The organism is Massilia sp. 01N417 (genome assembly GCF_056399645.1).
On record NZ_JBFTRS010000008.1, the window covers coordinates 160,965 to 186,778 of the forward strand.

Here is a 25,814-nt window from a genome sequence, read left to right on the forward strand (position 1 = left end):
ATTTGCATCATCCTACCCGCAACAGTCATTTCCGCATGGCGAACGACCATACCAGCATCCTCCTCGTCGACGATCAGCCCGCCAACCTCGCGGTGCTGGAAGCGACGCTTGCCGGGCTGGCCGAGGAACTGGTTTCCGTGACCTCGGGCGAGGCGGCGCTGCGCGAAGTGCTGGCGCGCGACTTCGCCGTGGTGCTGCTGGACGTGCGCATGCCGACCATGAACGGCTTCGAGCTGGCGGAGCTGATCCGCCAGCATCCGCGCACCCAGGCGCTGCCGATCATCTTCCTGACCGCCGGCGACGCCGAGGAGTTCCCGATCGAGCGCGCCTATGCGCTGGGTGCGGTCGACTACATGACCAAGCCCTTCAACACCACGGTGCTGCGGGCCAAGACCGGCGTCTTCATCGAGCTGCACCGCAAGCGCGCGGAACTTGCCCGCATCGAGGAAGAACGCCACCAGGCCGCCATCCGGCACCGCGACGAGCAACTGGCGCGTACCGAACGCCGGGCCCAGGCCGACCGCGAGCGCCTGTACCGCGAGGTGGAGGCGGCCAGCGAGCGCATGCGCGACATCTTCCAGCGCGCCCCGGCCCTGATGTGCGTGATGAGCGGTCCGGACCACGTGGTCGACATGGCCAACCAGCGCTTCGTCGAACTGGCCGGCGGCCGTTCCCTGGCCGGGCAGCGGCTGCAAGCCGCGATGCCGGAGCTGGAAGGCCAGGACTTCGTCGAGCTGATCGACAGGGTCTACCGCAGCGGCGAAGCGGTCGATGCCAGCAATGCGCGCCTGCTGCTGCGCGCATCGGCGCCGCGCGCCGGGCTGGACGAACACTTCCTGGACTTCGTCTGCATGGCGCTGCGCGATCCGGACGGCGCGGTGTCCGGGGTACTGCTGCACGGGATCGACGTCACCGAACGCACCCGCGCGAATGCGCTGGCGGTGGGCCAGCGCGGCGCCCTCGAGCTGGCCGTCACCGACGCCCCGCTGGGCGACGTGCTCGATGTGCTGGCCCGCACCGCCGAGGATTACAGCGGCGGCGCCGCGCTGGCCTCGGTGCAGCTGATGGCGGGCGACGGCGAATTCCTGCGCCACGCCGCGGCGCCCTCGCTGCCGCTCGAATTCCAGCGCGAGATCGACGCCGTGCGCGTCGGCCCTGTCGCCGCCGCCGCCGGCAGCGCGGCCTGGCGCGCCGACGCGGTGGCCACCGACGACATCGCCAGCGATCCGCTATGGGCCGGGCGCCACGAGCTGGCCCTCGAACACGGCCTGCGCGGCAGCCGCGCGCTGCCGATCCTGGCGCCTTCCGGAGCGGTGCTGGGCGCCTTCACGCTGTATTACCGCGATGCCGGCCACCTGGCGCCACAGGAAGAATCGGCGCTGGCCCTGCTGGCGAACACCGCCTCGCTGGTGATCGGCCAGCGCCACGAGGCGGCCGAGCGCCAGGCCGCCGAACACCGTTCGCGCGCGATCCTGGAGAGCATGAGCGAGGGCTTCGTCGCCCTCGACCGCGAGTGGCGCATCACCTATGCCAACGGCGCCTTCGAGGCGCAGACGCGGCGCCGCCGCGAAGACCTGGTGGGCGGCCAGTTCTGGGAATTGTTCCCGGAGCTGCGCGGCGGCCCGAAGGAACAGGCCTTGCGGCGCAGTGCCCTCGAGCGCACGCGCAGCCGCATGGAAGTCTACGACGAAGAAGAGGCGCGCTGGTTCGAGATCAACTCCTTCCCGATGGAGTCGCCCGGCAGCGGCGACGAGTCCTTGGGCACCAAGGACGGCATGGCGCTGTACTTCCGCGACGAGACCGACCGCCGCCGTGCCGAAGAGGGCATCCGGCGCCTGGCCGCGGTGGCCGAGCAGTCTTCCGACTTCATCGGCATCTTCACGCCGGATGCCGGCGGCATCTACCTGAACCCGGCCGGGCGCCGCATGGCGGGCCTGGCGGCGGACACGAATATCGCGGCCTGGCGCATGCAGGACTTCTTCCCGCGCGAAGACCGCGCCTTCGTGCGCGACCAGATGATGGCCGCCCTGACCGGCGAGCAGGCGGAATGGGAGGGCGAGCTGCGCCTGGCCCAGCCCGAGGGGCGCGAGCCGATCCCCGTCTATTTCAAGGGCTTCGCGGTGCGCGACGCGAATGGCCAGAACATCGGCCTGGCCACCATCACGCGCGACATCACGGCGCAGAAGCGTTCCGAGGACGAGCTGCGCCGGGTCGCAGCCGACCTCTCGGAAGCCGACCACCGCAAGAGCGAGTTCCTGGCGACCCTGGCGCACGAACTGCGCAACCCGCTGGCGCCGATCCGCACCGGCCTCGACCTGCTGCGCATGACGCCCGGCGATCCGAAAGCCGCCGAGCGCGTGCACGGCATGATGGACCGCCAGCTGGGGCACCTGATCCACCTGGTCGACGACCTGCTCGACATCGCCCGCATCACGCGCGGCAAGATCGAGCTGAAGAAGGAGCCGGTGCTGCTGCGCACCATCGTCGCCACCGCCGTCGAGACCAGCACCGCGCTGATCGAGGCCCACGGCCACAGCCTGAGCGTCGAATTGCCGCTGGAACCGCTGGAGCTGGAGGCGGACGTCACGCGCATGGTGCAGGTACTGTCCAACCTGCTGAACAATGCGGCCAAGTACACGCCGGCGGGCGGGCGCATTGCGCTGTCGGCCTGGCGCGAGGACGGCCACGCGGTGATTGCGGTGGCGGACAGCGGCATCGGCATTCCGCCGGAGAGCATCGGTTCGGTATTCGAGATGTTCACCCAGGTGCGCGGGAGCCTCGACCGCGCCCAGGGCGGCCTCGGGATCGGATTGTCGCTGGTGCGGCGCCTGGTCGAACTGCACGGCGGCCGGGTGAGCGCCTTCAGCGGCGGCCGCGGCCAGGGCAGCACCTTCACGGTGCGCCTGCCGCTGCGGCCCGGCACCCCGCATGCGCAAGCGCTGCCGGCCGCCGACGGCATGCCGGCCGTCGGCCCGGTCGACAGCCCGCTGCGGGTGCTGGTGGTGGACGACAACCTGGATGCAGCCGACAGCCTGGTGGCGCTGCTGGAGGTGCTGGGCCATACCACCACGGCGGCGCACGACGGCGTGCAGGCCCTGCAGGTGGCGCGCGGCTTCGTACCCGACCTGGTCATCCTCGACATCGGACTGCCCGGCATGAGCGGCTACGACGTCGCGCGCGAGATCCGCCGCAGCGCCGAGCTGCGCAAGGTGGTGCTGATCGCACTCACCGGCTGGGGTTCCGAGAGCGACCAGCGGCAGTCGCAGGAAGCCGGCTTCGACCAGCACCTGACCAAGCCGGTCAGCCTGGAAGCGCTGGAGCAGGCGCTGGCCGCCGCCGCGCGGGGCCTGCCATGAGCGAACTCGCGGTCTCCTGCGGCACCCTGGTGGTCGACGGCGCCGGCCGCCTGCTGATCTGCCACGTGACGGGCACGCCGAAATGGGATATCCCCAAAGGCTTGCAGGATCCGGGCGAAGGGACTCTGGCGGCGGCGATGCGCGAGCTGTGGGAAGAGGCCGGGCTGGCCTTCGATCCCGAGCGTTTCATCGACCTGGGGCGCTTCGACTACCGGCGCGACAAATGCCTGCACCTGTACAAGGTGGAGGTGGGCGACGAGCTGGCGGACCTCGGCCACCTGGTGTGCCGCAGCTTTTTCCCGCATCACGTGACGGGCAAGCCGACCCCGGAAACCGATGGCTTCCGCTGGGCCACGCGCGGGCAGGTCGGGAAGCTGTGCTGGCCGCGCATGGCGCAGCGGCTTCTAGGCATGGACTGGTGAGGCCAGGCGCGCCAGCACGCTCTCGATCGCGGGCACCGTCGCCGGCTTGGTGAGGTGGGCATCGAAGCCCGCCGTGCTGGAACGGAGGCGGTCGGCTTCGCCGCCCCAGCCGGTCAGGGCCACCAGCCGCACACCGTCCAGCGCCGGGTCGGCGCGCACCGCCTCCGCTACCTCATAGCCCGACATGCCGGGCATGCCGATGTCGAGGAATACGACTTGCGGGCGCAGGCTGGCGATCATGCGCAGGGCCTGGTGGCCGTCGGCCGCCGTCGGCGCCGTGTGGCCCATGATCCCGAGCAGGGCGGAGAGGGTTTCGGCGGCGTCGCGGTTGTCGTCCACCACCAGCAGGCGCAAGCCGGTCGGCTCCGCCGCCGCCGCCGCCCGGGCTTCCGGCGGCGCCGGCCGGTCCATGCCCGCCAGCGGCAGACGCACCGTGAACACGCTGCCGGCGTCGATGCCGGGACTGGCCGCGGTGATGGTCCCGCCGTGCAGGTCGACCAGGCTGCGCACCAGCGACAGGCCGATGCCGAGGCCACCCTGGCCGCGCTGGGTCGGATGCGGCACCTGGGTGAACATCCCGAATACCGATTCGAGCGACTCGGCCGGAATGCCGATGCCGTTGTCGGACACGACGATCACGGCCTGGTCGCCGTCGCGCTCGGCGGCGATCAGGATGGCGCCGCCGCGCGGCGTGTACTTGGCGGCGTTGTTGAGCAGGTTGCTGATCACCTGGGTCAGGCGGGTCGGATCGGCGTACAGCTGCAGCGGTTCGGCCGGCAGACGCAGGTCCAGGCTGTGGCGCGAGGAGTCGATCAGCGGCATGCTGGTATCGACCGCCGCGCGCACCACCTCGTCGAGGTCGAGCCATTCCGGTTTCAGCTCGATCTGGCCGCGCGTGATGCGGGCGACGTCGAGCAGGTCGTCGACCAGGTGCACCAGGTGGTCGAGCTGGCGGTCCATGATGTCCTGCACCCGCGCCAGCGCGCCTGGATCGCCCTTGGCGCGGCGCATCAGCTGCAGGCCGCTGCGGATCGGCGCCAGCGGGTTGCGCAGCTCGTGGGCCAGGGTCGCCAGGAACACGGTCTTGCGGCGGTCCTGTTCGGCCAGGTCGTCGGCCAGGCGGCGCAGTTCGAGTTCGGTGCGGGTGCGCTCGGCGGCGATGGCATAGGCGTCCAGGTAGAAGCGCGCCTTGGCTTGCAGGATCGGCGTCGAAATCGGTGCTTCCAGCACGGACAGGGCGCCGGCTTCGTACAGGGGTTCGATCGCGAAGTCGCGTTGCCGCGGCAGCCCGACGGCGACCAGCGGCGCCGGCGGAAAGGCCGAACGCAGACGTTTCAGGGTGGCGGCGAAGTCTTCCACGCTGCCCGTGTAGCCGGCCAGGATCAGGGCGAAGCCGGGCGGTGCGACGTATTCCAGGGCCTCATCCGCGCTGCGCACGCGCAGTACTTCGTAGCCGAGTTCGGCGGCGACGCCGGCCACGACCGGATCGGCCGCCGGGCCGTCGCAGACGAACAGGATGCGGCCGCGGCCGGCGGGAGACGCAGGATTCATGCGGTGTCCGTTTAGTCGATTGTCTCGCCAATGTAGGATCAGTCCCACCTAAAGTCAACCATCGTCAACCATCGGCCGTGCGCGCCGCTTGCCGGCTTGGCGTTAGGATGGCGACCCAGGAGGAAGAATCATGAGCAATGGAATCGACGAACGATACGATATGGGCACCATCATGGGCGGCCTGTACGGCGACGGCATCATCGCCTGCAAGGGCGCGTTCACCCAGGAGTGGGTGGCGCAGCTGAAGGAAGACATCGAGAAGCTGTTCGCGGAAGCGAAGGCGCGCCCCGGCGGCGCCCTGGAACGCGGCCCGCAGCGCTATTACGTCGAAGTGCATCCGGAGCGCGTGCGCGGCTTCGTCGAGCTGGTCACGCATCCCTGGGTCGTTGCCGTGTGCCGCGCCGTGCTCGGTCCGGACTACAAGGTGGTGGAGACCGGCTTCGACATTCCCTTCCCGGGCGCCATGCACCAGCCCTGGCACCGCGATTTCCCGGCGCCCGAAGCGACGCTGGTGGGCCGGCGCCTGAATTCGCTGGCCTTCAACATCACGACCGTCGACGTGACCGAGGAGATCGGCCCCTTCGAGATCGCACCGGGCACCCAGTGGGACGACCTGGCCGGCAGCGATCCGATGTTCCCCGACAAAGCACTGTACCCGCGCTACGAGGCCCGGGCCCAGCGCAAGCTGCCGAAGGTGGGCGATATTTCGGCGCGCTCGGCGCTCACCATCCACCGCGGCACCGCCAACCGCTCGCAGCAGTCGCGGCCCGTGTTCGTGCTGGGCGTGGATGCGCCGGATGCCCGCAACGCCGAGAAGCACGACCTGCAAGTCACCCAGGCCTACTGGGACCGCTTGCCGGAAGAGGTGCGCGCCCACCTGACGTGCCGGGTGGTGAGCTCGCTCGAGGATATTTACCAGGCCCATACGATCGAAGGCCTGAAGATGGGCCTGACGGTCTAGCCTTGTTTTTTCAGCGAGTCGGCCAGGGCATCCGAGGCGGCGCCCTCGGGCGCCTTGCCGACCCGGCGGGTGGCGTCCGACTGCTGGTCCATATTCACTTCCTCGGCCACCTCGAAACGGCCGTCGGCCGTATTGTCGGCGGCGCCGGCCGGGAGCAGGTCTTCCGAGCGGCTGGCTTCGCCGTTGTGGTCCGGCGTGGCGCGCTGCTGGTTCTGCCGGCCCTGCTGTTTCTGCGTCTGGTCCTGATCCTGGTTCTGCTGGTCTGCCATCGCTTCCTCCTGTATGCGCGTCGATCACTGTCGGGCGATTATGGCGCAGGGGGGAGGGTGCGGGCGCACGCTAGCGGCCGCCGTCCTTGTCCCGCTGCGGCAGGTTCTTTTCGAGGATCGCCCAGATGATCAGGCCATAGGCCAGCAGGCGGACCAGGTAATGCAGCGGCGAATCCTCGGCATCCTGGTAAGTCAGGGCCGAGTACACGCGGTGGGCGCCTTCGATGCCGAAAGAGAGGGCGAAATACATGAAGAAGCGGTCGCGGGTGTTGCGCCAGAACCGCAGGAAGAACAGCGCGATCACGGTCGAAGCCATGGCGATGGCGCCGGTGAGCATGTCGGTCACGGTCACTCCTTTTCGTAGATCAGGCCATACAGCAGGAGAAGCATCGAGACGAGCGCCGAAATCAGACGCACCGGCAGCAGGTTGACGTCGGGATCGGGGAACACGATCTTGTCGAGCACCAGGAACAGATTATTCACCGTCATCGCCACGAAGGACCAGCCGCTCCAGAACAGCAGGCGGTGCCGGGTACGCCGATAACTGGCCAGCAGCAGCACGGCACAGGCCAGCGAGGTCAGGGCGCAGAGAGTGTAGATGGTAAACGCCACTTAGGAATCCTTTCGCCATTTGAAGGCGTCGGCGAACTGCTGCGCCTTGCGGTCGAGGGAAGAATGGATGAGGTGGGTAACTTCGACCAGGTGGCTCGCGTAGACGTCCGCCAGGCGATCGATGCGTTCGCGCAGCGCGTCTTCGCGCGGCCGGTAGCAATAGGCACTGGCGCTGGCATCCGGCCATGGCGCGGCCATGCCCGAACGGCACAGCTCGTCGAGCAGGCCGTCCGCCACCTTGTCGCGCACGTAGAGGCGGCGCGCCAGGGTATCCCGGGTCCATGCCTGTTCCGGATCCGCCCGCATCAGCAGCAGGGCTTCCAGGAAGGGTACCGAAGGAATGCTGGTCAGCACGAAGCGCCGGAGATCCTCGGGAATGGAGTATTTATCCATTACCAATATATTTGCTCAAATGCACTTTAGCTTTTGGAAAGCGGGCATTCTATAACATTCCAATCGGAAAGGCGTTTTCTATCGTGCGCGGCGCTGCACGGGTCTTCTGAGGCCCCGCAAGAGCTACTCGGCTACAATGACGGCACGTTTGATATTTGTACATCGCCATGTTTCAGAAGCTGTTCGCTCCGCTAGTTTTATCGTCCACCCTCCTGATCCTCGGAGGCTGCGACCGACACGCCGCGGACACCCACCGCGCCGGCACGCCCGTCGCTTCCCAATCCGGAGCGCAGCGAGGGCCGGCGTCGTGCGCCGACCATTACCTCGACGGCCGCGCACCGCAGATCCAGAATCCCAAGCTGGCATCGCAGACCAAGGAATTGTGCTTCAACGTGTTCAGCGTGATGCACTCGGGTATCACGCGCACGCCGCTGTGGTCGGCCGAGCACCTCGAAGCGCACGAGGTGGAATCGGCCCAGCAGCTGACGCGCGAGAATTCCTTCCATGCTGAACAGCGCCTGCCGGCCGGCCAGCGCGCCGAACTCGCGGACTATGCCCGCAGCGGTTTCGACCGCGGCCACATGGCGCCGAACGGCGACATGCCCGACCGCGACAGCCAGCGCGACAGCTTCAGCCTGGCCAACATCGTCCCTCAGGATGGCGAGAACAACCGCCACCTGTGGGCCGGCATCGAGGGCGTGGTGCGCAAGATGGCGAAGAAGGAAGGCGACCTGTACGTGGTGACCGGCCCCGCTTTCCTGGGCTCCAACCTGCGCAAGGTCGGCAACGTGCTGGTGCCGACCCACCTGTATAAACTGGTGTACAGTCCGCGCCAGAAGGCCGGCGCCGCCTGGTTCGTCGAGAACACGGCCGACGCCAAGCCGAACGTGATCCCGATCCCGGAACTCGAACGCATCATCGGCATCAACCTGCTGCCGGCCCTCAGCGACGAGGAGAAGGAGCGCATGCTGAAATTGCCGAACATCCGCCAGAACAAGGGCGACAGGAGGAATTCATGAGCAAGAGTATGAACAAACCCGAGGACGCACGCGCTTTCGTTCCCTACGCAAACGAAGCCGATGTGATCGAGATTGGCCGCCTGATGCTGGAAAACCGCCTCGACCGCATCACCATTTCCGGCGACGTCGACCTGACCGCCGACAAGCACGGCCTGGAGGCGGCGCGGCGCCTGCACGCGCTGCTGGGACAGGTCGTCGCCAGCCTCGAAAGCCGGGACTTGCCGGACCAGTTGCCGCCACCGCCGGTGGAAACAGTCGATAATCCATTCGCATGATTGACGTTTGTAGATAGTCAATGGTGCGCGGGTTCCGTCAATTTTTGCGGTAACCTCGATTGCTCTAGCGTCGTGATTCGAGGAGATCAACCGTGCAAATTGACCAAGCGCAACCAAACGCACAGGACCCACTCAAGGTGCCGGTGGTCCGCGAGGAAGTGCAGGTCGACAAGCGGGTTGTCGATACCGGTCGCGGCGTGCGCATCCACAAGACGGTCGCCGAGCATCCCTGCCACATCGACGAACGCCTGGCGCGCGACGAGCTTGAAATCAGCCACGTCCCGGTGGACCGCATCGTCCCGCTCGACGCTGCACCCGCCACGCGTTACGAAGGCGATACCCTGGTGGTGCCGATCCTCGAAGAAGTCCTCGTGGTCGAACGCCGCGTGCGCATCAAGGAGGAAGTCCGCATCACCCGAACCCGGCGCGAGGAGCACCACGCGGAAACCGTCATGCTCAAGTCCGAGCAGGTCAGCGTGGAGCACTTCGACGAGGCCGGCGACCGCCCACCTGAATGATATGTCAATCGGAGGATCTATCATGCAACATACCTTAGTAGCGGTATTCGACAACCGTAGCGACGCGCAGAATGCGATGGACGAACTGCTGGCCTCGGGCTTCACCCGCACCGACGTCAACGTCTCCAGCGCCGATCCGACCGGACAGACCGACAGCCTGACCGGCACCACGCCCCACACCAGCGAAGTGCACGAGGGCTTCATGGCCCAGATCAAGCACTTCTTTACCGGCCTGTTTGGCTCCGACAACGACGACCATGTCGAGCGCTATTCGGACGCCGTCACCCGCGGCCACCACGTGCTGACCCTCGTTACCCAATCGGAACCGGAAGTCGAGCGCGCCGCCGACATCCTCGAGCGCTTCGGTCCGGTCGACCTGGACGAACGCCACGACCTGACCGGCTCGGCCAGCTCGCTGGACCCGGCCATGCTGGCCGCCGGCGCCAGCGCGGGCAGCGGCATCCAGAAGTCCGCGCCGATCTCCTCGCAATCGGGCGAATACCGCGAACCGTCCTATGGCGCCGGCTCGCTGAGCGGCGAAATCAGTGACCGTCCGCCGTTCGCCACCCAGACCAACAACGACATGGTGCCCGGAGGCCAGACCTACCAGGAACCGATGGGCGGCTCAGGCTCGCTCCAGTCCGGTACGAGGCTGCGCGCCGGCGAATCCCTGCAGGGCAGCGAGCCTCTGCAGGACGAGGAAGCTCGCTCGCTGGACGGCACCATCCGCACCGGTTCCGTGCAGCGCGACGTCAGCCAGTCCGGTTCGATGCAGCGCGACATGGGCGAAATGCTCAACGAGCAGCGCAGCACCGCGATTCCGGTCGTGCAGGAAGACCTGAAGGTCGGCAAGCGTGAAGTCCAGCGCGGCGGCGTGCGCGTGTTCTCGCGCGTGGTCGAGACCCCGGTCAACGAAAGCATCAACCTGCGCGAAGAACACGTGAACGTGGAACGCCGTCCGGTCGACCAGCCGATCTCGCCGTCCGACTCGACCGCCTTCAAGGAGCAGACGATCGAGATGCGCGAAACCGCCGAGGAACCGCTGATCCAGAAGACCGCCCGCGTGGTGGAGGAAGTCCTGGTCGGCAAGGAAGTCTCCCAGCGCCAGCAGAACATCAGCGACACCGTGCGCCACACCGAGGTGCAGGTCGAATCGCTGGACAAGGACCGCTCGTCGATGCGCGCTTCCAGCCTGGAAGACGACGACAGCTACTTCCGCAACGACTGGAACACGAATTACTCGAGCCTGGGCGGCAGCTACGACGACTACGCACCGGCCTACCGCTACGGTTCCGAGATGCGCCGCGACGCGAAGTACAGCAAGCGCGACTGGAGCGACGTCGAGAACGACCTGCGCAGCGATTGGGACACCCGTTACAGCAATAATGGGGTCTCGACCTGGGACAAGATGAAGGCCGCCATCCGCCGTGGCTGGGACAAGATCACCCCGGATACGGACAGCGACAGCGCCTACCGCAGCCACTACGACAGCAACTACGCCAGCTCGGGCGGCAGCTACGACGACTACGCGCCGGCCTACCGCTACGGCTCCCAGATGCGCGGCGACGCCCGCTACCAGGGCCGCAACTGGGACGAGGTCGAATCCGACCTGCGCAGCGACTGGGATACCCGCTACAGCCGCAACGGCGTGTCGACCTGGGAAAAGATGAAGGCGGCAGTGCGCCACGGCTGGGACAAGGTCACTTCGTGATCGGGAGGTAGTCCCATGAAAAACGCCGGCTGAGGCCGGCGTTTTTTTCGTCCGAACGGGGGGCGCTTACTGCGCAAACACCTGCACCGCCGGCGTGATCTTCACCGCCTCCGGACGAATGCCCAGCTTCATCGCGCCGATCGCCTTGTCCTCGTCCAGCAGGGACTGCGGCTTGGTCGCGTCATAGCTGATCGGCGAGAAGGCATCGCTCACCAGCTTGTCCTTCAGGCCGGCCGCATCCTTGGTAATGAAGACCACCGACAGGTTCTTCGCCGACAGGTGCTTGCGCATCGCGGCGTTGACGTCGGCTGCGCTCAGCTTCGACAGGCCGTCACGCATCATCTGCGTGAATTCCGGCGTGCGGTACCACTGGGAGTCCAGGGCGTAGCCGAGCTGGGCGTCCTGGGTGGCGGTCATCACGAACACGTTCTTCATCAGGTAGTCGCGGGTCGCTTCGAACTGTTCCCGGGTCAGGCCCTGGTCGATCAGCTTGCCGAGTTCGGTCAGCGCGATGCGCAGCGCCATGTGGGCGTTCTGCGGCGCGACCGGACGGATCCAGACTTCGAAGATCTGCGACTTGCGGCCCAGGTTCGGGCTCGGGAAGAAGCCGAACATGCCGCGCGGGAAGGCTTCGATATAGGCGTAGTCGCCGTAGTTCATGCCGCGCACTTCGCGGATGCGCTGGTACAGGTAAGAGTTCGAGGCGCGGTGCTCGCCCAGCCAGGTCTTGGCCAGCCACAGGGCCGCGAAGTCCGGGTGCGCACGGTTGACCTCGATCGGCAGGCCGAAGGAGATCGCGGTGGCGCGGGTGTTCTTCTCGATGATCTCGACTTCCAGGCCCTGCGGCATGTGGCCCTGCGGCTTGGCGATGCGCGGCAGGCCGGCGCCTTCCGGCAGGCCGGCCAGGCGGGTCTTGAGCTGGGTAGTCATCTCCGGGCTGACGTCGCCCGAGATGCCGACGTGCAGCGCACCTTGCGCATAGGCCTGACGGTAGAAGTTCTTCACGTCGTCCAGGGTGATCGAATCGATGCCCTTCACCGTGCCGAGCACCGGGTGGCCATAGGGCGTGCCGGCGAAGATATTCGCCTGCAGGCGTTCTTTGCCGAACTCTTCCTCGTTATTGTCCTTCAGGTCCAGCACCAGGGCGTTCTTCTGGGCGTCCTTCAGGCGGCGGAAGTCGTCCTCGCGGAAGCCCGGGGCCAGCAGCTGGGGCAGGGCGACGTCGAGGAACTGGTTCCAGTTGTCCTTGTGGATGGTGCCGGTGAAGGTGGTCATTTCCTTGTCGGTCAGCTCGCCGAAGCCGCCGGCGATCGGGAACAGGGCCTTGGTCACCTCGTCGTACTTGCGTTCGGTAGAGCCGGCGCGCGCGACCATGGCCGCGGTCAGCGCGGCCAGGCCTTCCTTGCCGGCCGGGTCCTGGCTGGAGCCCGCTTCGAACAGCAGCTTGAAGCGCACCTGCGGCAGGGCGGTCTTCTGCACCAGCACGTCGAATTTCGCGTCGGCCGCCTTCGGCGCCATGTCGGCCAGCTTCGGCAGGGCCTCGATGCCGGCCGGGAGGGCGTCATGCGACAGGGTGGTCACCACCATCGAGTCGTCGACCAGGTATTTGCGCGCCGCCGCCTGCAGGTCGGCCGGGGTCAGGGTGTCGATCAGGCGGTAGTAGCGGTTGATGGTGCCGTAGGAGCGGTCGTAGTGGACGTAGGACGCCAGGGTCTGGGCGATCGTGTCGGTGTTGTCCAGGCTGCGGATCAGGCCGTACTTTTCCGAAGACTGGGCATCTTCCAGTGCCTGCTTCGTGACCGGGACGTCGCGCAGCTTCGCCACCGTCTCGAGGATGGCATTGCGTACGTACAGCGCGTCTTCCGGCTTCTTGACGCGCGCGCCGATGGTCACCAGCGACGGGTCGACGCGCGCCGGGGTGTAGTCGAACAGCTGGTCGACCTTCTGCTCGTCCTGCACCAGACGCTTGTACAGCGGCGAGGTACGGCCGAACGACAGCGACAACAGCATCGACAGCGCCGCCTGGTCCTTCTTCGTGTCCGAGAAGGCCGGGGCGCGGAAGGCCACCGTCACCAGCGGCAGGGTCGGGCTCTGCCAGCTCACGTGGCGGTACTGCGCTCCCTGGGCGGCCGGTTCGGCCGGGACCGCGACGTTGTAGGAGCCGCGCTTCCATCCGCTCCAGTATTTTTCGACCAGCGCCACCGCGTTCTTCGGATCGACGTCGCCGGCGATGATGATGGTGGTGCGCTCGGGACGGTACCAGCGGTCGAAGAAGACCTTCGAGTACTGGTACTGGTTGGGCATGTCCTCGATGTCCTTCAGGAAGCCCATCGTGGTGTGCTTGTAGGTGTGGGTGTTGAAGGCGGCGTCGCGCTGGACCTCGAACAGCTTCTGCATCGGGTTGGCGCTGTTCTTGTTGTACTCGCCCAGCACGGCGCGCGATTCGGTCTTGAACGCGGACTCGGCATAATCCAGGTGCTGGAAGCGGTCGGCCTCGACCTTCAGGACGGTTTCCAGGTCCTGCTTGGCGAAGGTCGTGTAATAGTTGGTCAGGTCGTCGCTGGTGTAGGCGTTCTGGCGGGCGCCGGCCTTGGTGATGATTTCCTGGTACTTCTCGGGCGGATAGGCCTTGGTGCCGCGGAACATCATGTGTTCGAAGAAGTGGGCGAAGCCGGACTTGCCCGGCTCGACTTCATTGCGCGAACCGGTCTGCACCGGAATGGTGACCGAGACCAGGTTCGGGAAGCCGGTCGGCACCACGATCACCTTCAGGCCGTTCGGCAGCTGTTTTTCAGTGGCCTTGAACGGGAGGACGTCGGATTTCGATGGCGCCGAAGCGGGCGCGGCCAGGGCCGGCAGCGCCATGGACAGGGCCATGGGCAGGGCTGCCAGCGGGACGAACTTGGACAACTGAGTCACGCGATCTCCTTGGGAAAAATACTGTGCGCGACAGCATAGAGTATTCCCAAGGAAAGATATAGGACAATCAAGTATGTATGCGGCTCAGGCGGGTTCCGACTGCGGCAGACTGATCCGGTTGCGGCCCATGTGCTTGGCGCGGTAGAGGGCGGCGTCGGCGGTGGCCACCAGGTCGGATGCGGAGGTATCCGGCGACGCCAGCGCGGTGGCGGCGCCGATCGAGACCGTCACGCGCTGGCCGGCCGCCAGGCGGTTCGGCACCTGCAACTGCTCGACCCGGGTGCGGATGCGCTCGGCGACGCTGGCGGCGCCCTTCAGCGACTGGTTCGGCAGGATCACCGCGAACTCCTCGCCGCCGTAGCGGGCCACCAGGTCGTTGGCGCGCATCTCGCTGGCGACGGCGGTGGCGATGCGCTTCAGGCATTCGTCGCCGCCGAGGTGGCCGTTGGCGTCGTTGAAGGCCTTGAAGTTGTCGACGTCGACCATCAGCAGCGACAGCGGCTGGCGCTGGCGCAGCGCGCGCGACCATTCGGCCTGCAGGGTGTCGTCGAAGCAGCGGCGGTTGGCCAGGCCGGTGAGGCCGTCGCGGGTGGCCAGCTGCTCGAGGGCGATCTGGGCCATCTTCTCGTCGGTGAGGTCGCGCAGGGTCTCGATCACGGCGGCGAGGCGGCCGCGCTCGTCGTAGATGGGGCTGGCGTCCAGGGCGAGGTAACGGCGCCGGCCGGCGCGCGGCATGTCGAACCAGCTTTCGGCCGACAGATGGCTGGGCTGGCCGGACGGGATGCCGTAGCCCTGGCGCGGATGGATGCCCGGAATTTCACCGGTGCGCTCCCGTACCACCATGTCGGCCAGGGTAGGGCGCTGCTCGTCGAAGAAGCTGCGCCAGTGCTCGCGGGTGCCGACGACTTCGCTGGCGGGCACGCCGGTCAGGTGCTCGCAGGCGCGGTTCCAGATCATCACACGGCAACTGGTGTCGAGCACGAATACGGGAATCGCCAGCATTTCCATGAGCTGGTGGGCGAAGGCGCGGTCGCCGTTCGCGCTGGCGCCGTCGATGAGCCGTGGCATTGTGGTCGTGCCTGTCATAAGCCGTCCCCTGATTTGTCTGTTGAGCAATAAATTGATTGCTGACAAGATCCGATTGTGGGGGACGGCAGACGCGCCTTATTGATTAATGGCAAGAAGATTTCTAAGCAGGAATTTTCCTAGAAATGCACGACATCAATCAGCCGCAGCGCTTACCCGGGCTCGGCGGCGCGGGAATTGCTGCGCAGGCTGGTGCCGAGACGGTCGAGGCGGGTGCGCAGGAGTTCCAGGCGGCTGCGGATCGCCTGGTCGGCGGTGCAGCGCTGCTGGATCTGGGTCAGCTCGGCCTGGATGATGACCAGCTGGCCCTCCGGATCGCCGGTGCAATCGCCGCTCGCGCGTGCCGCCATGCGGGCCAGCAGCAGGTCGGCTTCCGCGGAGGCCTGGTCGGACCGGGTACGGGCCGATTCTTCGCGGCAGAGCGCGGCCTCGAGGCCGGCGATCCGGTCTTCGCTGCGGAGCCGCCGGAACAGGACCGCGTACAGCACGGCCATGCCCAGCAGGAGGAAGGCGCCCGCACGCAGACGTTCAGGCAGCACTGCTTCGGCCCCGCTTCCTGCACGCCACAGCCCGGCCAGCAGCAGCATCGCGCTCAGGGCGTAGACGGCGTAGCGGGCGTATTGCATGCTTGTCTTCATAGTCGGCCTCCTAAGGTCGTAGGAACTTTCCGTCATGAAAATCTACGATTTTCCGAATGGATAGATCTTGCCGATAGTCAATAAATCCGGGGTCTACTGCAGCGGCACCCGCGCGCGGTATAATGGAAGGTTGACGAGAGGCTTAACCGGACTTTTACCGTGACTTACAGCATCAAAGAAATTTTCTATACCCTGCAGGGCGAAGGCGCGCACGCCGGCCGTCCGGCCGTATTCTGCCGCTTTTCCGGCTGCAACCTGTGGACCGGGCGCGAAAGCGACCGCGCCAGCGCCGTCTGCCAGTTCTGCGATACCGATTTCGTCGGCACCGATGGCGAGCGCGGCGGTAAATTCAAGGACGCGGCGCTGCTGGCCAACGAGATCGACAGCCTGTGGCCGGCCAGCTATCCCGCCAGCAAGTATGTCGTGTTCACCGGCGGCGAGCCCCTGCTGCAGCTCGACAAGGCCCTGATCGATGCCATGCACGCGCGCGGCTTCACCATCGCGATCGAGACCAACGGTACCTTGCCGGTGCCGGAAGGCGTCGACTGGATCTGCGTCAGCCCGAAGATGGGTTCGAAGCTGGTGGTCGAAAAGGGTAATGAAATCAAGGTGGTGATCCCGCAGGCCGGCCAGGACCTGGCCGCCTACGAGCACCTCGACTTCGAGAATTTCTACGTCCAGCCCATGGATGGCCTGCTGGCCGCCCAGAACACCCGCCTGGCGATCGAGACCTGCCGCCGCCATCCGAAGTGGAAGCTGAGCATCCAGACCCACAAACTCCTGCAAATCCCCTGAGCGCTCCCGCGCCAGTATTGCCCACATTTATGCTGACCATTACCCGCAAGCTGGAATTCGATGCCGGCCATCGCATTCCCGACCACAAGAGCCAGTGCCGCAACCTGCACGGCCACCGCTACACCCTCGAGATCACGCTCACCGGCGCCGTCATCGATTCGGAAGGCAATTCCGACAACGGCATGATCATGGACTTCTCGGACATCAAGGCGCTCGCCAAGGAGCACCTGGTCGACGTCTGGGACCACGCCTTCCTGGTCTACGAAAAGGACGAGAAGGTGCGCGATTTCCTGGCCAGCCTGCCGGGCCACAAGACCATCGTCATCGACCGCATCCCGACCGTCGAGAACCTGGCGCAGGTCGCCTGGAACATCCTGAAAGCCGCCTACACCGACCGCTACGGTACCGGGCTGCGCCTGCAGAAGCTGGTGCTGCACGAAACCCCGAACTGCTGGGCCGAGATCACCGATGCCTGATTCCTTGCTGTCCGAGCCGAGCGCAAGCGCCCGTGACGGTGACGGCGCCTACATGGCGCTGGCGCTGCGGGAAGCGCGCAAGGCCTGGGACGCTGGCGAAGTGCCGGTCGGCGCCGTGGTGGTCAAGGATGGCGAAATCATCGCCGCCGGTTTCAACCAGCCGATCGGGCGCCACGACCCGACCGCGCACGCCGAAATCGTGGCCCTGCGCGCGGCCGCCGAAAAGCTCGGCAATTACCGCCTGCCGGGCTGCGAACTCTACGTGACGCTCGAACCCTGCGCCATGTGTTCGGGCGCGATGATGCACGCCCGCCTGGCGCGCGTGGTCTACGCCGCCACCGACCCCAAGACCGGCGTGTGCGGCTCCGTGCTCGACCTGTTCGCACGCGAGGAACTGAATCACCACACCGAAGTCGTCGGCGGTGTGCTGGCCGAGGAAGCCGGCGCCATGCTGAAGGGCTTCTTTGCCGAGCGCCGCGCGGCGCGCAAGGCCTAGTTCCGCCGCGTTCCGCCACATCCCGTAGCGCCCACGATCTGCCGAAAATGGTATGCTGAATCTACGCCACCCGCATAGTGGCGCGGAGACTCACGTGGACCATTCGACCATCGCCCGGCACTCCCTCCGTTTCCGTTCTTCGCGCGGGCGATACCGACGCGAGTGTTGCCGCCATGCCTAGCCTGAACGCCAACGGCATCCGCATCGCCTTCGACACCGCGGGCGATCCGAAAGCCGCACCCTTGCTGCTGATCTCGGGCCTCGGCTTGCAGTTGACGGCCTGGCCGGACGGGTTCGTCGAAGGCCTGGTCGATCTCGGCTTTTATGTGATCCGTTACGATAATCGCGATACCGGGTTGTCCACCAAGTTCGAGCATGCCGGCACCCCGAACCTGGCCCTGGCCTGGCTGAAGTCGCTGGTACGCTGGCCGATCCACCCTCCCTACACCCTGGAAGACATGGCCGACGATGCGGTCGGCGTCCTGTCGGCCCTCGGCGTGGCGCGCGCCCACGTGGTCGGCATGTCAATGGGCGGCATGATCGCGCAGTTGATGGCCGCCAAATATCCTTCGCGCATACTGAGCCTGACCTCAATGATGTCCAGCAGCGGACGGCGCGGCCTGCCGGGTCCGGCACCCGCCGTGAAGCGCGCGCTGATGCGCCGTCCCAAGCCGAACGATGCCGAGGCCATGGTCGAGCATGGCGTCCAGCTGCTGCAGGCGATCGGCAGCCCGACTTACCCGACCCCGGAAAAGGAATTGCGGCGCCGGGTGGCGCGCGCGCTGCGGCGCAACTGCTGCCCCGGCGGCGTGCTGCGCCAGATCCTGGCCGTCGCCGCCTGCGGCGACCGCACGCCGCAGCTGCACGCCATCGTCGCCCCGACCCTGGTGATCCATGGCGCGGCCGACCCGATGGTGCCGCTGGCCTGCGGTGCGGACACGGCCGAGGCGATTCCGAACGCCCGCCTGGAAGTGATCGAAGGCATGGGCCACGACCTGCCCACCCAACTGCTGGAGCGGCTGCTCGCCTTGATCGACGCCCATGCCCACGGTAAGATGACGCCCGACTCAACACCGCGGCTTTTCGTCAAACAGTGATCACTCCGAAAATTGGCATCGCGCTGGTCGCGCCGGGCGGCTACGCGCCCGATGCCGAAGCAGTAGCACGCGGCATCGCCCGCCTCGAATCCCAGGGCATCCTGGTCCATAACTACTACGAGCACGACAAGCGTCATTTGCGCTTTGGCGGCACCGACGAAGCCCGGCTGGCGCAGCTGAGCGCGGCCGCCGCGGATCCCGACGTGCAGCTCGTGATCGCGCTGCGCGGCCAGTACGGCATGACCCGCCTGCTGCCGCACATCGACTTCGACCGCATGGCCGACAGCGGCAAGATCTTCGTCGGCTTCTCGGACATCACCGCCTTCCACATGGCCCTCTACGCCCGGCGCGGCGCGATCAGCTACGCCGGCCCGATGTTCGCCGGCGATTTCAGCGCGCCGCAGCCGGACGAGTTCACCCTGGGTGATTTCTGGCGCTGCCTGGCGGGCCCGACCCACACCTTGACGGGGCAGGGCGTTGGCAATCCGGCGCTGGACGTCAACGGCACCGTCTGGGGCGGCAACCTGGCGATGCTCATGTCGCTGGCCGGCACCGACTACTTCCCGCGGATCGACGGCGGCATCCTGTTCCTGGAAGACATCGCCGAACATCCCTACCGCGTCGAACGCATGCTGCTGCAGCTGATGCAGACCGGCGTACTGGCGCGACAGCGCGCGATCGTGCTGGGCGATTTCTCGGGCTACCGGCTGGCGCCGGCCGATAACGGCTATAACTTCGACGAAATGCTGGCCTATCTGCGCGCGACCCTGCCGTGTCCGGTGCTGACCGGGCTGGAATTCGGGCATATCCAGCGCCGGGTGACGATTCCCTTCGGGGCGCAGGGGCATCTGGTGTCGGACGCGTCCGGCTGGCACCTGACGATGTCCGATTATCCGACCGTTCGCGCCGGCTGAGAGGATTTGCCTGTCTGCATAGTGGCCGGCCGCTCACTCTGTAGCTACGCAATGGTAAAATGCGCGGTTAATTGAATAGAACCGCGCAAGTCGCGTTAACTCCGCAGGAAGGTTACCAAGTGCTATCTACAGCCAACATCACGATGCAGTTCGGCGCCAAGCCGCTGTTCGAGAACATCTCCGTCAAATTCGGCGACGGCAACCGCTACGGCCTGATCGGCGCCAACGGTTGCGGCAAGTCGACCTTCATGAAGATCCTGGGTGGCGACCTCGAGCCGTCGGGCGGCAATGTGTCGCTGGACCCGGGCGAGCGCCTCGGTAAGCTGCGCCAGGACCAGTTTGCCTACGAAGACGTGCGCGTGCTGGACGTCGTCATGATGGGCCACACCGAGCTGTGGAACGCGATCGCCGAGCGCGACGCCATCTACGCGAACCCGGAAGCGACCGACGACGACTACATGAAGGCCGCCGAACTCGAAGGCAAGGTCGCCGAATACGACGGCTACTCGGCCGAAGCGCGCGCCGGCGAACTGCTGCTGGGGCTGGGCATTGCCACCGACCTGCACCAGGGCCCGATGAGCGCCGTGGCGCCGGGCTGGAAGCTGCGCGTGCTGCTGGCCCAGGCCCTGTTCTCGGATCCGGACATCCTGCTGCTGGACGAACCGACCAACAACCTGGACATCCACACGATCAGCTGGCTGGCGGACATGCTGAACCAGCGTAACTCGACGATGATCATCATCTCGCACGATCGTCACTTCCTGAACTCGGTCTGTACCCACGTCGCCGACATGGACTACGGCACCCTGAAGGTCTATCCGGGTAACTACGACGACTACATGGAAGCCTCGACCCAGGCCCGCAACCAGCAGCTGGCGAACAATGCCAAGGCCAAGGAAAAAGTGGCCGAGCTGCAGGACTTCGTGCGCCGCTTCTCGGCCAACAAGTCGAAGGCCCGCCAGGCAACTTCCCGCCTCAAGATGATCGACAAGATCAAGATCGAGGAATTCAAGCCGTCCTCGCGCGCCTATCCCTTCGTGCGCTTCGAAGGCGAGAAAAAGCTGCACCGCCTTGCCGTCGAGGCCGAGGGCCTGAGCAAGTCCTACGACCGCACGCTGTTCAAGAACTTCTCGATCATGGTCGAGGCCGGCGAGCGTATCGCCATCATCGGCGCCAACGGTGCCGGCAAGACGACCCTGCTGCGTTCCATCGGTGGCCACGAAGTCACCGGCATGGACGCCGACACCGGCCGCATCAAGTGGGCCGAGAACGCGAACCCGGGCTATATGCCGCAGGATCCGACCGAGGAATTCGCCACCGACCTCAACCTGACCGACTGGATGGGCCAGTGGACCAAGGAAGGCGACGACGACCAGGCCGTGCGTTCGATCCTGGGCCGCCTGCTGTTCGGCGGCGACGAGGTCAAGAAGTCGGTGCGCGTGCTGTCCGGCGGCGAGAAGGGCCGCATGATGTACGGTAAGCTGATGCTGGGCCGTCACAACGTGCTGATGCTCGACGAACCGACCAACCACATGGACATGGAATCGATCGAGTCGCTGAACATCGCGCTGGACAAGTATGCCGGCACCCTGATCTTCGTCTCGCACGACCGTGAATTCGTGTCCTCGCTGGCGACCCGCATCCTCGAGGTGAAGGAAGACCGCGTGGTCGACTTCCAGGGCAATTACGAGGATTACCTGAAGAGCCAGGGCCTCGAATAAATTTTCGTGATGCGAACGTAAAACGTGGGCACGGCGTGCCCACCCTGCGTGACGCGATCGTAGGGTGGGCACCCCGTGCCCACGCAACATGGTGACATTGATATGAATACCATTGCTCCAATCAAAACCTTCGAGTACGACCGCCCCGTAGGCGGCGTGTGCTCGACTTCGGAAGCCTGGGCCCGGGTGCCGTCGCCCGTCGAGGCGGCCGAAAAGGAAGCCCTGAAAGACCGCATCCGGCGCCTGCTGAAGGAAAAGGAGGCCGTGCTGGTTGCCCACTACTACGTGGACGCCGACCTGCAGGACCTGGCCGAGGAAACCGGCGGCTGCGTTTCGGACTCGCTGGAAATGGCGCGCTTCGGCCGCGACCATCCGGCCAAGACCCTGGTCGTCGCCGGCGTGCGCTTCATGGGCGAGACCGCGAAGATCCTCAGCCCCGAAAAAACCATCCTGATGCCGGACCTGGACGCGACCTGCTCGCTGGACCTGGGTTGCCCGGCCGACGAATTCGCCGCCTTCTGCGACCAGCATCCGGACCGCACCGTGGTGGTCTACGCGAATACCTCCGCCGCCGTGAAGGCGCGCGCAGACTGGATGGTGACGTCGTCGATCGGCCTGGACATCGTCGACTACCTGCACAAGCAGGGCAAGAAGATCCTGTGGGCGCCCGACCGCCACCTGGGCGCCTACATCCAGAAGAAGACCGGCGCCGACATGCTGCTGTGGCAGGGTTCCTGCCTGGTGCACGACGAGTTCAAGGGCATCGAGCTCGACCTGCTGCGCGCCCAGTATCCGGACGCCAAGGTCCTGGTGCACCCGGAATCGCCGGCCAATGTGGTCGAACAGGCGGACGCGGTCGGCTCGACCACCCAGCTGATCGACGCCGCCCGCACCATGGATGCGACCACCTTCATCGTCGCCACCGACAACGGCATCCTGCACAAGATGCGCGCCGCCGCGCCGGGCAAGCACTTCATCGATGCGCCGACCGCCGGCAACAGCGCCACCTGCAAGAGCTGCGCCCACTGCCCGTGGATGGCGATGAACGGCCTGGTCAACCTGGCCGCCGTGCTGGAAGCGACGGACGGACGCAACGAGATCCACGTCGATCCGGAAACCGGCCGCCAGGCGAAAAAAGCCATCGACCGCATGCTCGATTTCGCCGCCGCCAAGAAAGCCAAGGCCCTGCCGACCGGTTCGCTGGAGCAGGAAAGCAAACTGTTCTCCGGGATTGGACCAGCATGACCACACTACGTAACCCGTTCGCGGAAGAAGGCGGCGCTTTCAACGAACAGCTGCAGGCCTCGTTCGAACAGAATCTCCTAGCCGCGCTGCTGGAAGACGTCGGCACCGGCGACCTGACCGGCAAGCTGGTACCGGAAGAGCCGCGTGCGAAGGCGCGCGTGATCGTCCGCGAAGAAGCCGTGCTGTGCGGCGCGCCCTGGTTCGAAGGCATCATGCTGGCCGTCGACCAGGACATCGAGATCGACTGGCAGTATGCCGAGGGCGACCTGATGGCCGCGGACAGCGTGGTCTGCACGATCGAAGGCTCGCCGCGTTCGCTGCTGACGGCCGAGCGCGCCGCCTTGAACTTCCTGCAGCTGCTGTCCGGCGTGGCAAGCGCCACCCGCAAGTATGTCGACGTCATCGCCGGCACCCGGGCGAAGATCCTGGATACCCGCAAGACCCTGCCGGGCCTGCGCCAGGCACAGAAGTACGCGGTGCGCGTGGGCGGCGGCGCCAACCAGCGCATGGCGCTCTACGACGGCATCCTGATCAAGGAAAACCACATCGCGGCGGCCGGCGGCATCACGCCGGCCCTGAACGCGGCGGCGGCATTGAATGCCGGCGTGACGATCCAGGTCGAAGTCGAGTCGATCGCGGAACTCGAGGAAGCGCTGGCCGCCGGCGCCGTCTCGATCCTGCTGGATAACTTCGACCTCGACATGATGGCCGAAGCCGTGCGCATCAACGACGGCCGCGCGCTGCTGGAAGCCTCCGGCGGCATCAATCTGCAGACCGTGCGCGCGATTGCCGAAACCGGCGTCGACCGCATCTCGGTCGGCAGCCTGACCAAGGATGTGCGGGCGACCGACTATTCGCTCAGGATCGTCGGCTGAACGGCTTGGTTCATCATCCCTGCCGCAACGATGACGGCGATCCGGTCGTCATCCACCGGCCCAGTTCGCCCACCGCCCTGACGCACTGGGCGGACTGCGGCGCGCAGGCGACCGCCGTACCCGCTTGCGCGATGCCGGCCGAACTGAATGGGATTATGCTGGCGCCGTGCGCGCTCCCGGCCGATGACGGCGGCACGGTGGAGGAGCCCGGGTTCATCCTGCCGCCCGGCCTGAATTCCGAAAGGCCGGGTCGACCCCGGCGGCACCCTGCAGCAGACGGCGGTGCGCGAAGTGTTCGAGGAATCCGGCCTCGCGGTGCGCCTGCAAGCCTTCTTGCTGGACGTCCGGCGCACGCAAACCTATACCCGTTACTACCTCGCGAAACGCATCGGCGGCTGTCCCTCGGCCATGGGTTGGGAAACCCAGGCGGTACACCTGGTGCCGGCCGCCCGCCTGGCGGAAGTCGCCGTGCATCCGAACGATGCGGCGATCATCCGCGCGCTCCGCGGCTGGCTGGGCGCCCGCCGGGCTTGAAGCTCAGACCCCGCTCTCGCTGGCCCGCGCCATCGCCTCCGCCTGCGGCGTGCGCATGAGCACCGGCTCGCCCACCCGCGCCGCGATCGAATCGATCGCCGCCATCATCTGGTCCGGATGCGCGTAATGCGTCATGTGGCCGACGCCGGGCTGCAACTGCAGCTCGCTGTCCGGAATGCGCTCGCTGAGGCGCTCGGAATTGTGGCCGAAGTCGACGATCAGGTCCTTGGTGCCGGACATGACGATGACCGGCACCTTCAGCTCCGGATAGCGCTTGGCCAGCGAGGTCGCGGACGGGATCATCATGGCGGTTTCGGCGGCGCTGGCACGCAGTTGCTTCGGCCTCAGCATCATCCAGACCGGCAGTTCACGGAACCGTGCGTCGACCTGCTGCGGCGCGAAGGCCCGTTTCGCGATCGGCCGCCACAGCATGCGGGCGACGATTGGCGAGACGGTATAGCGCATCAAGTCGCCGACCAGCGGAATCGCGGGGGCCGCAGTGAGCACGTCCGCGCGCAGGCTCGGGTAGTAATAGCCGGACAGCAACACCAGGCCGCGCACGAAGTCCGGCGCCTCCAGCGCCATCGCCAGCGCCACCATCGTGCCCCAGGAATGGCCGAGGACGATGGCGGACTCGACGTCCAACTCCCGCAAGGCATGGTGCAGCAGCCGGGCCTGGGCCTGCGGCGTCCACACCTTGCTGCGCGGACGCTCGCTGTAGCCGAAACCCGGGCGGTCGAAGACGATCACGCGGTAGTGCTCGGCGGCGCGGTCCAGCAGGCCGCTGTGCTCAAAATCGTTGGCCATCACGCCGTTACCGTGCAGCAGGACCAGCACCGGGCCTTCGCCGCGCTCGATGTAATGCAGGCGCACGCCATCGACCTTCACGAAGCGTCCCTGCGGCGGATTCTCGGCCTCGGCCTGTTTCGTTTTCGCGCGCACGTAAAAGAAAGATGCGGCCAGTCCCAGCCCGGCCGCAGCGGCGCCGATCTGCCAGCCTTTGATGTTGTTCGTCACAATGTTCCCCCGTCGAGTTGAATGGATGGCGTGACTCTTTCAGATCCAGCCCCAGTCCTTGCGAGCAGCTCGGCCACGAGGGGCAGGACCCGCTCGCTGGATTCTTCGATTTTTATGTCGAGCAGGTCGTCGGCGCGCGTGCGGCCGAGGTTGATCGCAGCGATCGGCTTGCCGCTGGCGCGCGCCATGCGGGCGAAGCGGAAGCCCGAATACACCATCAGCGAGGAGCCGACCACCAGCAGGCCGTCGGCTCGTTCCATCTGGTCGAGGGCGATGGCGGTGCGTGCCGGCGGGACGTTATCGCCGAAGAACACGACGTTCGGCATCAGGGTGCCGGCGCAGCACACGCACTGCGGCAGGCGGAAATCCGCCAGTTCGGCCGGCTCGACCGAAGCGTCGCCGTCCGGCAGCGGAGTCGCGTCCGCATGCAGCATGTGCGGGTTCAGCTCGGCCAACTGACCCTGGACGAAGGCGCGCGGAAACAGCGCCGAGCATTCCAGGCAGACCACCGAGTGGATATTGCCGTGCAGTTCGAGCACGCTGTGGCTGCCGGCCTGGCCGTGCAGGCCGTCGACGTTCTGGGTCAGCACCGAGCCGATCTTGCCCAGTTTCTCCAATGCTGCGATCGCAACATGGCCGGCATTCGGCCGCGCCCTGGACAGTACCGGCCAGCCGATCATGCTGCGCGCCCAGTAGCGTTTCCGGACGTGGTCGTACTTGCGGAAATCCGGCCCATGGATGGGCGGGCGGCCGCGGCGGGTGCCGTCGCGGTCGCGATAGTCGGGAATGCCCGACGCGGTGGACAGGCCGGCACCGGTCAGCACCAGGGCGCGCGGGTGGCGGTCCAGGAATTCGGCGAGCTGGGCCGCGTGGTCGTGGACGGTAAAACCTTCAGCCATTGTGGTGGTTCCTCT

Annotated in this window: 26 protein-coding genes; 16 read left to right on the forward strand and 10 right to left on the reverse strand. The window is 66.4% G+C overall.

The features are described from left to right. Positions 1-35: 35 nt before the first annotated feature. Together AC1DOQ_RS11280 and AC1DOQ_RS11285 are read left to right on the forward strand one after the other, a co-directional pair. Positions 36-3,356 (forward strand): response regulator, encoded by a 3,321-nt coding sequence (locus tag AC1DOQ_RS11280; protein WP_477363425.1) that lies wholly within the window; start codon positions 36-38, stop codon positions 3,354-3,356. Further along, entirely contained in the window at positions 3,353-3,778 is a 426-nt protein-coding gene (locus AC1DOQ_RS11285; RefSeq protein WP_477363428.1) for an NUDIX hydrolase, read from the forward strand. Before AC1DOQ_RS11280 ends, AC1DOQ_RS11285 begins: the two co-directional genes overlap by 4 nt. Here AC1DOQ_RS11285 and AC1DOQ_RS11290 read toward each other — a convergent pair. Further along, on the reverse strand, positions 3,761-5,329 hold the full coding sequence (locus AC1DOQ_RS11290) for an ATP-binding response regulator (protein WP_477363431.1): 1,569 nt from the start codon (positions 5,327-5,329) through the stop codon (positions 3,761-3,763). The genes AC1DOQ_RS11285 and AC1DOQ_RS11290 overlap by 18 nt on opposite strands. 130 nt (positions 5,330-5,459) lie before the next feature. On the opposite strand from AC1DOQ_RS11290, the gene AC1DOQ_RS11295 reads away from it, so the two are divergent. Beyond that, positions 5,460-6,290, forward strand: coding sequence for a phytanoyl-CoA dioxygenase family protein (locus tag AC1DOQ_RS11295; RefSeq protein ID WP_477363434.1), 831 nt, complete (start codon positions 5,460-5,462; stop codon positions 6,288-6,290). On the opposite strand, the gene AC1DOQ_RS11300 is transcribed toward AC1DOQ_RS11295, so the two are convergent. The 4 genes from AC1DOQ_RS11300 to AC1DOQ_RS11315 all read right to left on the reverse strand — a co-directional run bounded on the left by AC1DOQ_RS11300 (position 6,287) and on the right by AC1DOQ_RS11315 (position 7,564). Then, positions 6,287-6,559: a hypothetical protein gene (locus AC1DOQ_RS11300; RefSeq protein ID WP_477363436.1), complete on the reverse strand. Its 273-nt coding sequence runs from the start codon at positions 6,557-6,559 to the stop codon at positions 6,287-6,289. The genes AC1DOQ_RS11295 and AC1DOQ_RS11300 overlap by 4 nt on opposite strands. Before the next feature lie 70 nt (positions 6,560-6,629). Further along, positions 6,630-6,896 (reverse strand): DUF5985 family protein, encoded by a 267-nt coding sequence (locus AC1DOQ_RS11305; protein WP_477363599.1) that lies wholly within the window; start codon positions 6,894-6,896, stop codon positions 6,630-6,632. An 11-nt stretch (positions 6,897-6,907) separates the two neighbouring features. Next, a complete protein-coding gene (locus AC1DOQ_RS11310; protein ID WP_477363439.1) occupies positions 6,908-7,171 on the reverse strand; it encodes a DUF5985 family protein in 264 nt (87 codons plus the stop codon). After that, positions 7,172-7,564: a hypothetical protein gene (locus AC1DOQ_RS11315; protein ID WP_477363442.1), complete on the reverse strand. Its 393-nt coding sequence runs from the start codon at positions 7,562-7,564 to the stop codon at positions 7,172-7,174. Between the two features lie 167 nt (positions 7,565-7,731). Between AC1DOQ_RS11315 and AC1DOQ_RS11320 the strand changes: the two genes are divergently transcribed. The 4 genes from AC1DOQ_RS11320 to AC1DOQ_RS11335 all read left to right on the forward strand — a co-directional run bounded on the left by AC1DOQ_RS11320 (position 7,732) and on the right by AC1DOQ_RS11335 (position 11,087). After that, on the forward strand, positions 7,732-8,583 hold the full coding sequence (locus AC1DOQ_RS11320; RefSeq protein WP_477363445.1) for a DNA/RNA non-specific endonuclease: 852 nt from the start codon (positions 7,732-7,734) through the stop codon (positions 8,581-8,583). Then, positions 8,580-8,858 (forward strand): hypothetical protein, encoded by a 279-nt coding sequence (locus tag AC1DOQ_RS11325; RefSeq protein ID WP_477363448.1) that lies wholly within the window; start codon positions 8,580-8,582, stop codon positions 8,856-8,858. Before AC1DOQ_RS11320 ends, AC1DOQ_RS11325 begins: the two co-directional genes overlap by 4 nt. A 92-nt stretch (positions 8,859-8,950) precedes the next feature. After that, positions 8,951-9,376 (forward strand): YsnF/AvaK domain-containing protein, encoded by a 426-nt coding sequence (locus tag AC1DOQ_RS11330; RefSeq protein WP_477363451.1) that lies wholly within the window; start codon positions 8,951-8,953, stop codon positions 9,374-9,376. 22 nt (positions 9,377-9,398) lie between these two features. Further along, positions 9,399-11,087 carry a DUF2382 domain-containing protein gene (locus AC1DOQ_RS11335; protein WP_477363454.1) on the forward strand — a complete coding sequence of 563 codons (1,689 nt, stop codon included), beginning with the start codon at positions 9,399-9,401 and terminating at the stop codon, positions 11,085-11,087. A gap of 66 nt (positions 11,088-11,153) precedes the next feature. Here the strand turns inward: AC1DOQ_RS11335 and AC1DOQ_RS11340 are convergent, their stop codons facing one another. The 3 genes from AC1DOQ_RS11340 to AC1DOQ_RS11350 form a co-directional block, all read right to left on the reverse strand. After that, complete coding sequence (locus tag AC1DOQ_RS11340; RefSeq protein WP_477363457.1) at positions 11,154-14,006, reverse strand: M16 family metallopeptidase; 2,853 nt, start codon at positions 14,004-14,006, stop codon at positions 11,154-11,156. A gap of 84 nt (positions 14,007-14,090) precedes the next feature. After that, positions 14,091-15,074: a sensor domain-containing diguanylate cyclase gene (locus tag AC1DOQ_RS11345; RefSeq protein WP_477363459.1), complete on the reverse strand. Its 984-nt coding sequence runs from the start codon at positions 15,072-15,074 to the stop codon at positions 14,091-14,093. A gap of 170 nt (positions 15,075-15,244) precedes the next feature. Then, a complete protein-coding gene (locus AC1DOQ_RS11350; protein WP_477363462.1) occupies positions 15,245-15,730 on the reverse strand; it encodes a hypothetical protein in 486 nt (161 codons plus the stop codon). 159 nt (positions 15,731-15,889) lie between these two features. Between AC1DOQ_RS11350 and queE the strand changes: the two genes are divergently transcribed. From queE to AC1DOQ_RS11395, 9 genes are all read left to right on the forward strand, one after another. Continuing rightward, positions 15,890-16,525 carry a 7-carboxy-7-deazaguanine synthase gene (gene queE, locus AC1DOQ_RS11355; RefSeq protein ID WP_477363465.1) on the forward strand — a complete coding sequence of 212 codons (636 nt, stop codon included), beginning with the start codon at positions 15,890-15,892 and terminating at the stop codon, positions 16,523-16,525. A gap of 29 nt (positions 16,526-16,554) precedes the next feature. After that, positions 16,555-17,001, forward strand: coding sequence for a 6-carboxytetrahydropterin synthase QueD (queD, locus tag AC1DOQ_RS11360; protein WP_442121390.1), 447 nt, complete (start codon positions 16,555-16,557; stop codon positions 16,999-17,001). After that, positions 16,994-17,497 (forward strand): tRNA adenosine(34) deaminase TadA, encoded by a 504-nt coding sequence (gene tadA / locus AC1DOQ_RS11365; protein ID WP_477363467.1) that lies wholly within the window; start codon positions 16,994-16,996, stop codon positions 17,495-17,497. The genes queD and tadA overlap by 8 nt, the downstream gene beginning before the upstream one ends. Positions 17,498-17,670: 173 nt before the next feature. After that, positions 17,671-18,594, forward strand: coding sequence for an alpha/beta fold hydrolase (locus AC1DOQ_RS11370; protein WP_477363470.1), 924 nt, complete (start codon positions 17,671-17,673; stop codon positions 18,592-18,594). Beyond that, complete coding sequence (gene ldcA, locus AC1DOQ_RS11375) at positions 18,591-19,508, forward strand: muramoyltetrapeptide carboxypeptidase (RefSeq protein ID WP_477363473.1); 918 nt, start codon at positions 18,591-18,593, stop codon at positions 19,506-19,508. The genes AC1DOQ_RS11370 and ldcA overlap by 4 nt, the downstream gene beginning before the upstream one ends. Before the next feature lie 119 nt (positions 19,509-19,627). Further along, the gene (locus tag AC1DOQ_RS11380; protein WP_477363476.1) at positions 19,628-21,229 is read left to right on the forward strand and encodes an ABC-F family ATPase; all 1,602 of its coding nucleotides are present in this window, start codon (positions 19,628-19,630) and stop codon (positions 21,227-21,229) included. 102 nt (positions 21,230-21,331) lie between these two features. Then, positions 21,332-22,474, forward strand: coding sequence for a quinolinate synthase NadA (gene nadA, locus AC1DOQ_RS11385; RefSeq protein ID WP_477363479.1), 1,143 nt, complete (start codon positions 21,332-21,334; stop codon positions 22,472-22,474). After that, on the forward strand, positions 22,471-23,349 hold the full coding sequence (gene nadC, locus AC1DOQ_RS11390) for a carboxylating nicotinate-nucleotide diphosphorylase (RefSeq protein ID WP_477363482.1): 879 nt from the start codon (positions 22,471-22,473) through the stop codon (positions 23,347-23,349). The genes nadA and nadC overlap by 4 nt, the downstream gene beginning before the upstream one ends. 282 nt (positions 23,350-23,631) lie before the next feature. Further along, entirely contained in the window at positions 23,632-23,883 is a 252-nt protein-coding gene (locus tag AC1DOQ_RS11395) for an NUDIX hydrolase (RefSeq protein ID WP_477363485.1), read from the forward strand. Positions 23,884-23,886: 3 nt separating this feature from the next. Here AC1DOQ_RS11395 and AC1DOQ_RS11400 read toward each other — a convergent pair whose 3' ends face one another. Together AC1DOQ_RS11400 and AC1DOQ_RS11405 are read right to left on the reverse strand one after the other, a co-directional pair. Next, positions 23,887-24,900, reverse strand: a complete 1,014-nt coding sequence (locus AC1DOQ_RS11400) for an alpha/beta fold hydrolase (protein WP_477363488.1) — start codon at positions 24,898-24,900, stop codon at positions 23,887-23,889. Further along, on the reverse strand, positions 24,897-25,799 hold the full coding sequence (locus tag AC1DOQ_RS11405) for an NAD-dependent protein deacetylase (RefSeq protein WP_477363491.1): 903 nt from the start codon (positions 25,797-25,799) through the stop codon (positions 24,897-24,899). Before AC1DOQ_RS11405 ends, AC1DOQ_RS11400 begins: the two co-directional genes overlap by 4 nt. Between the last annotated feature and the right edge of the window lie 15 nt (positions 25,800-25,814).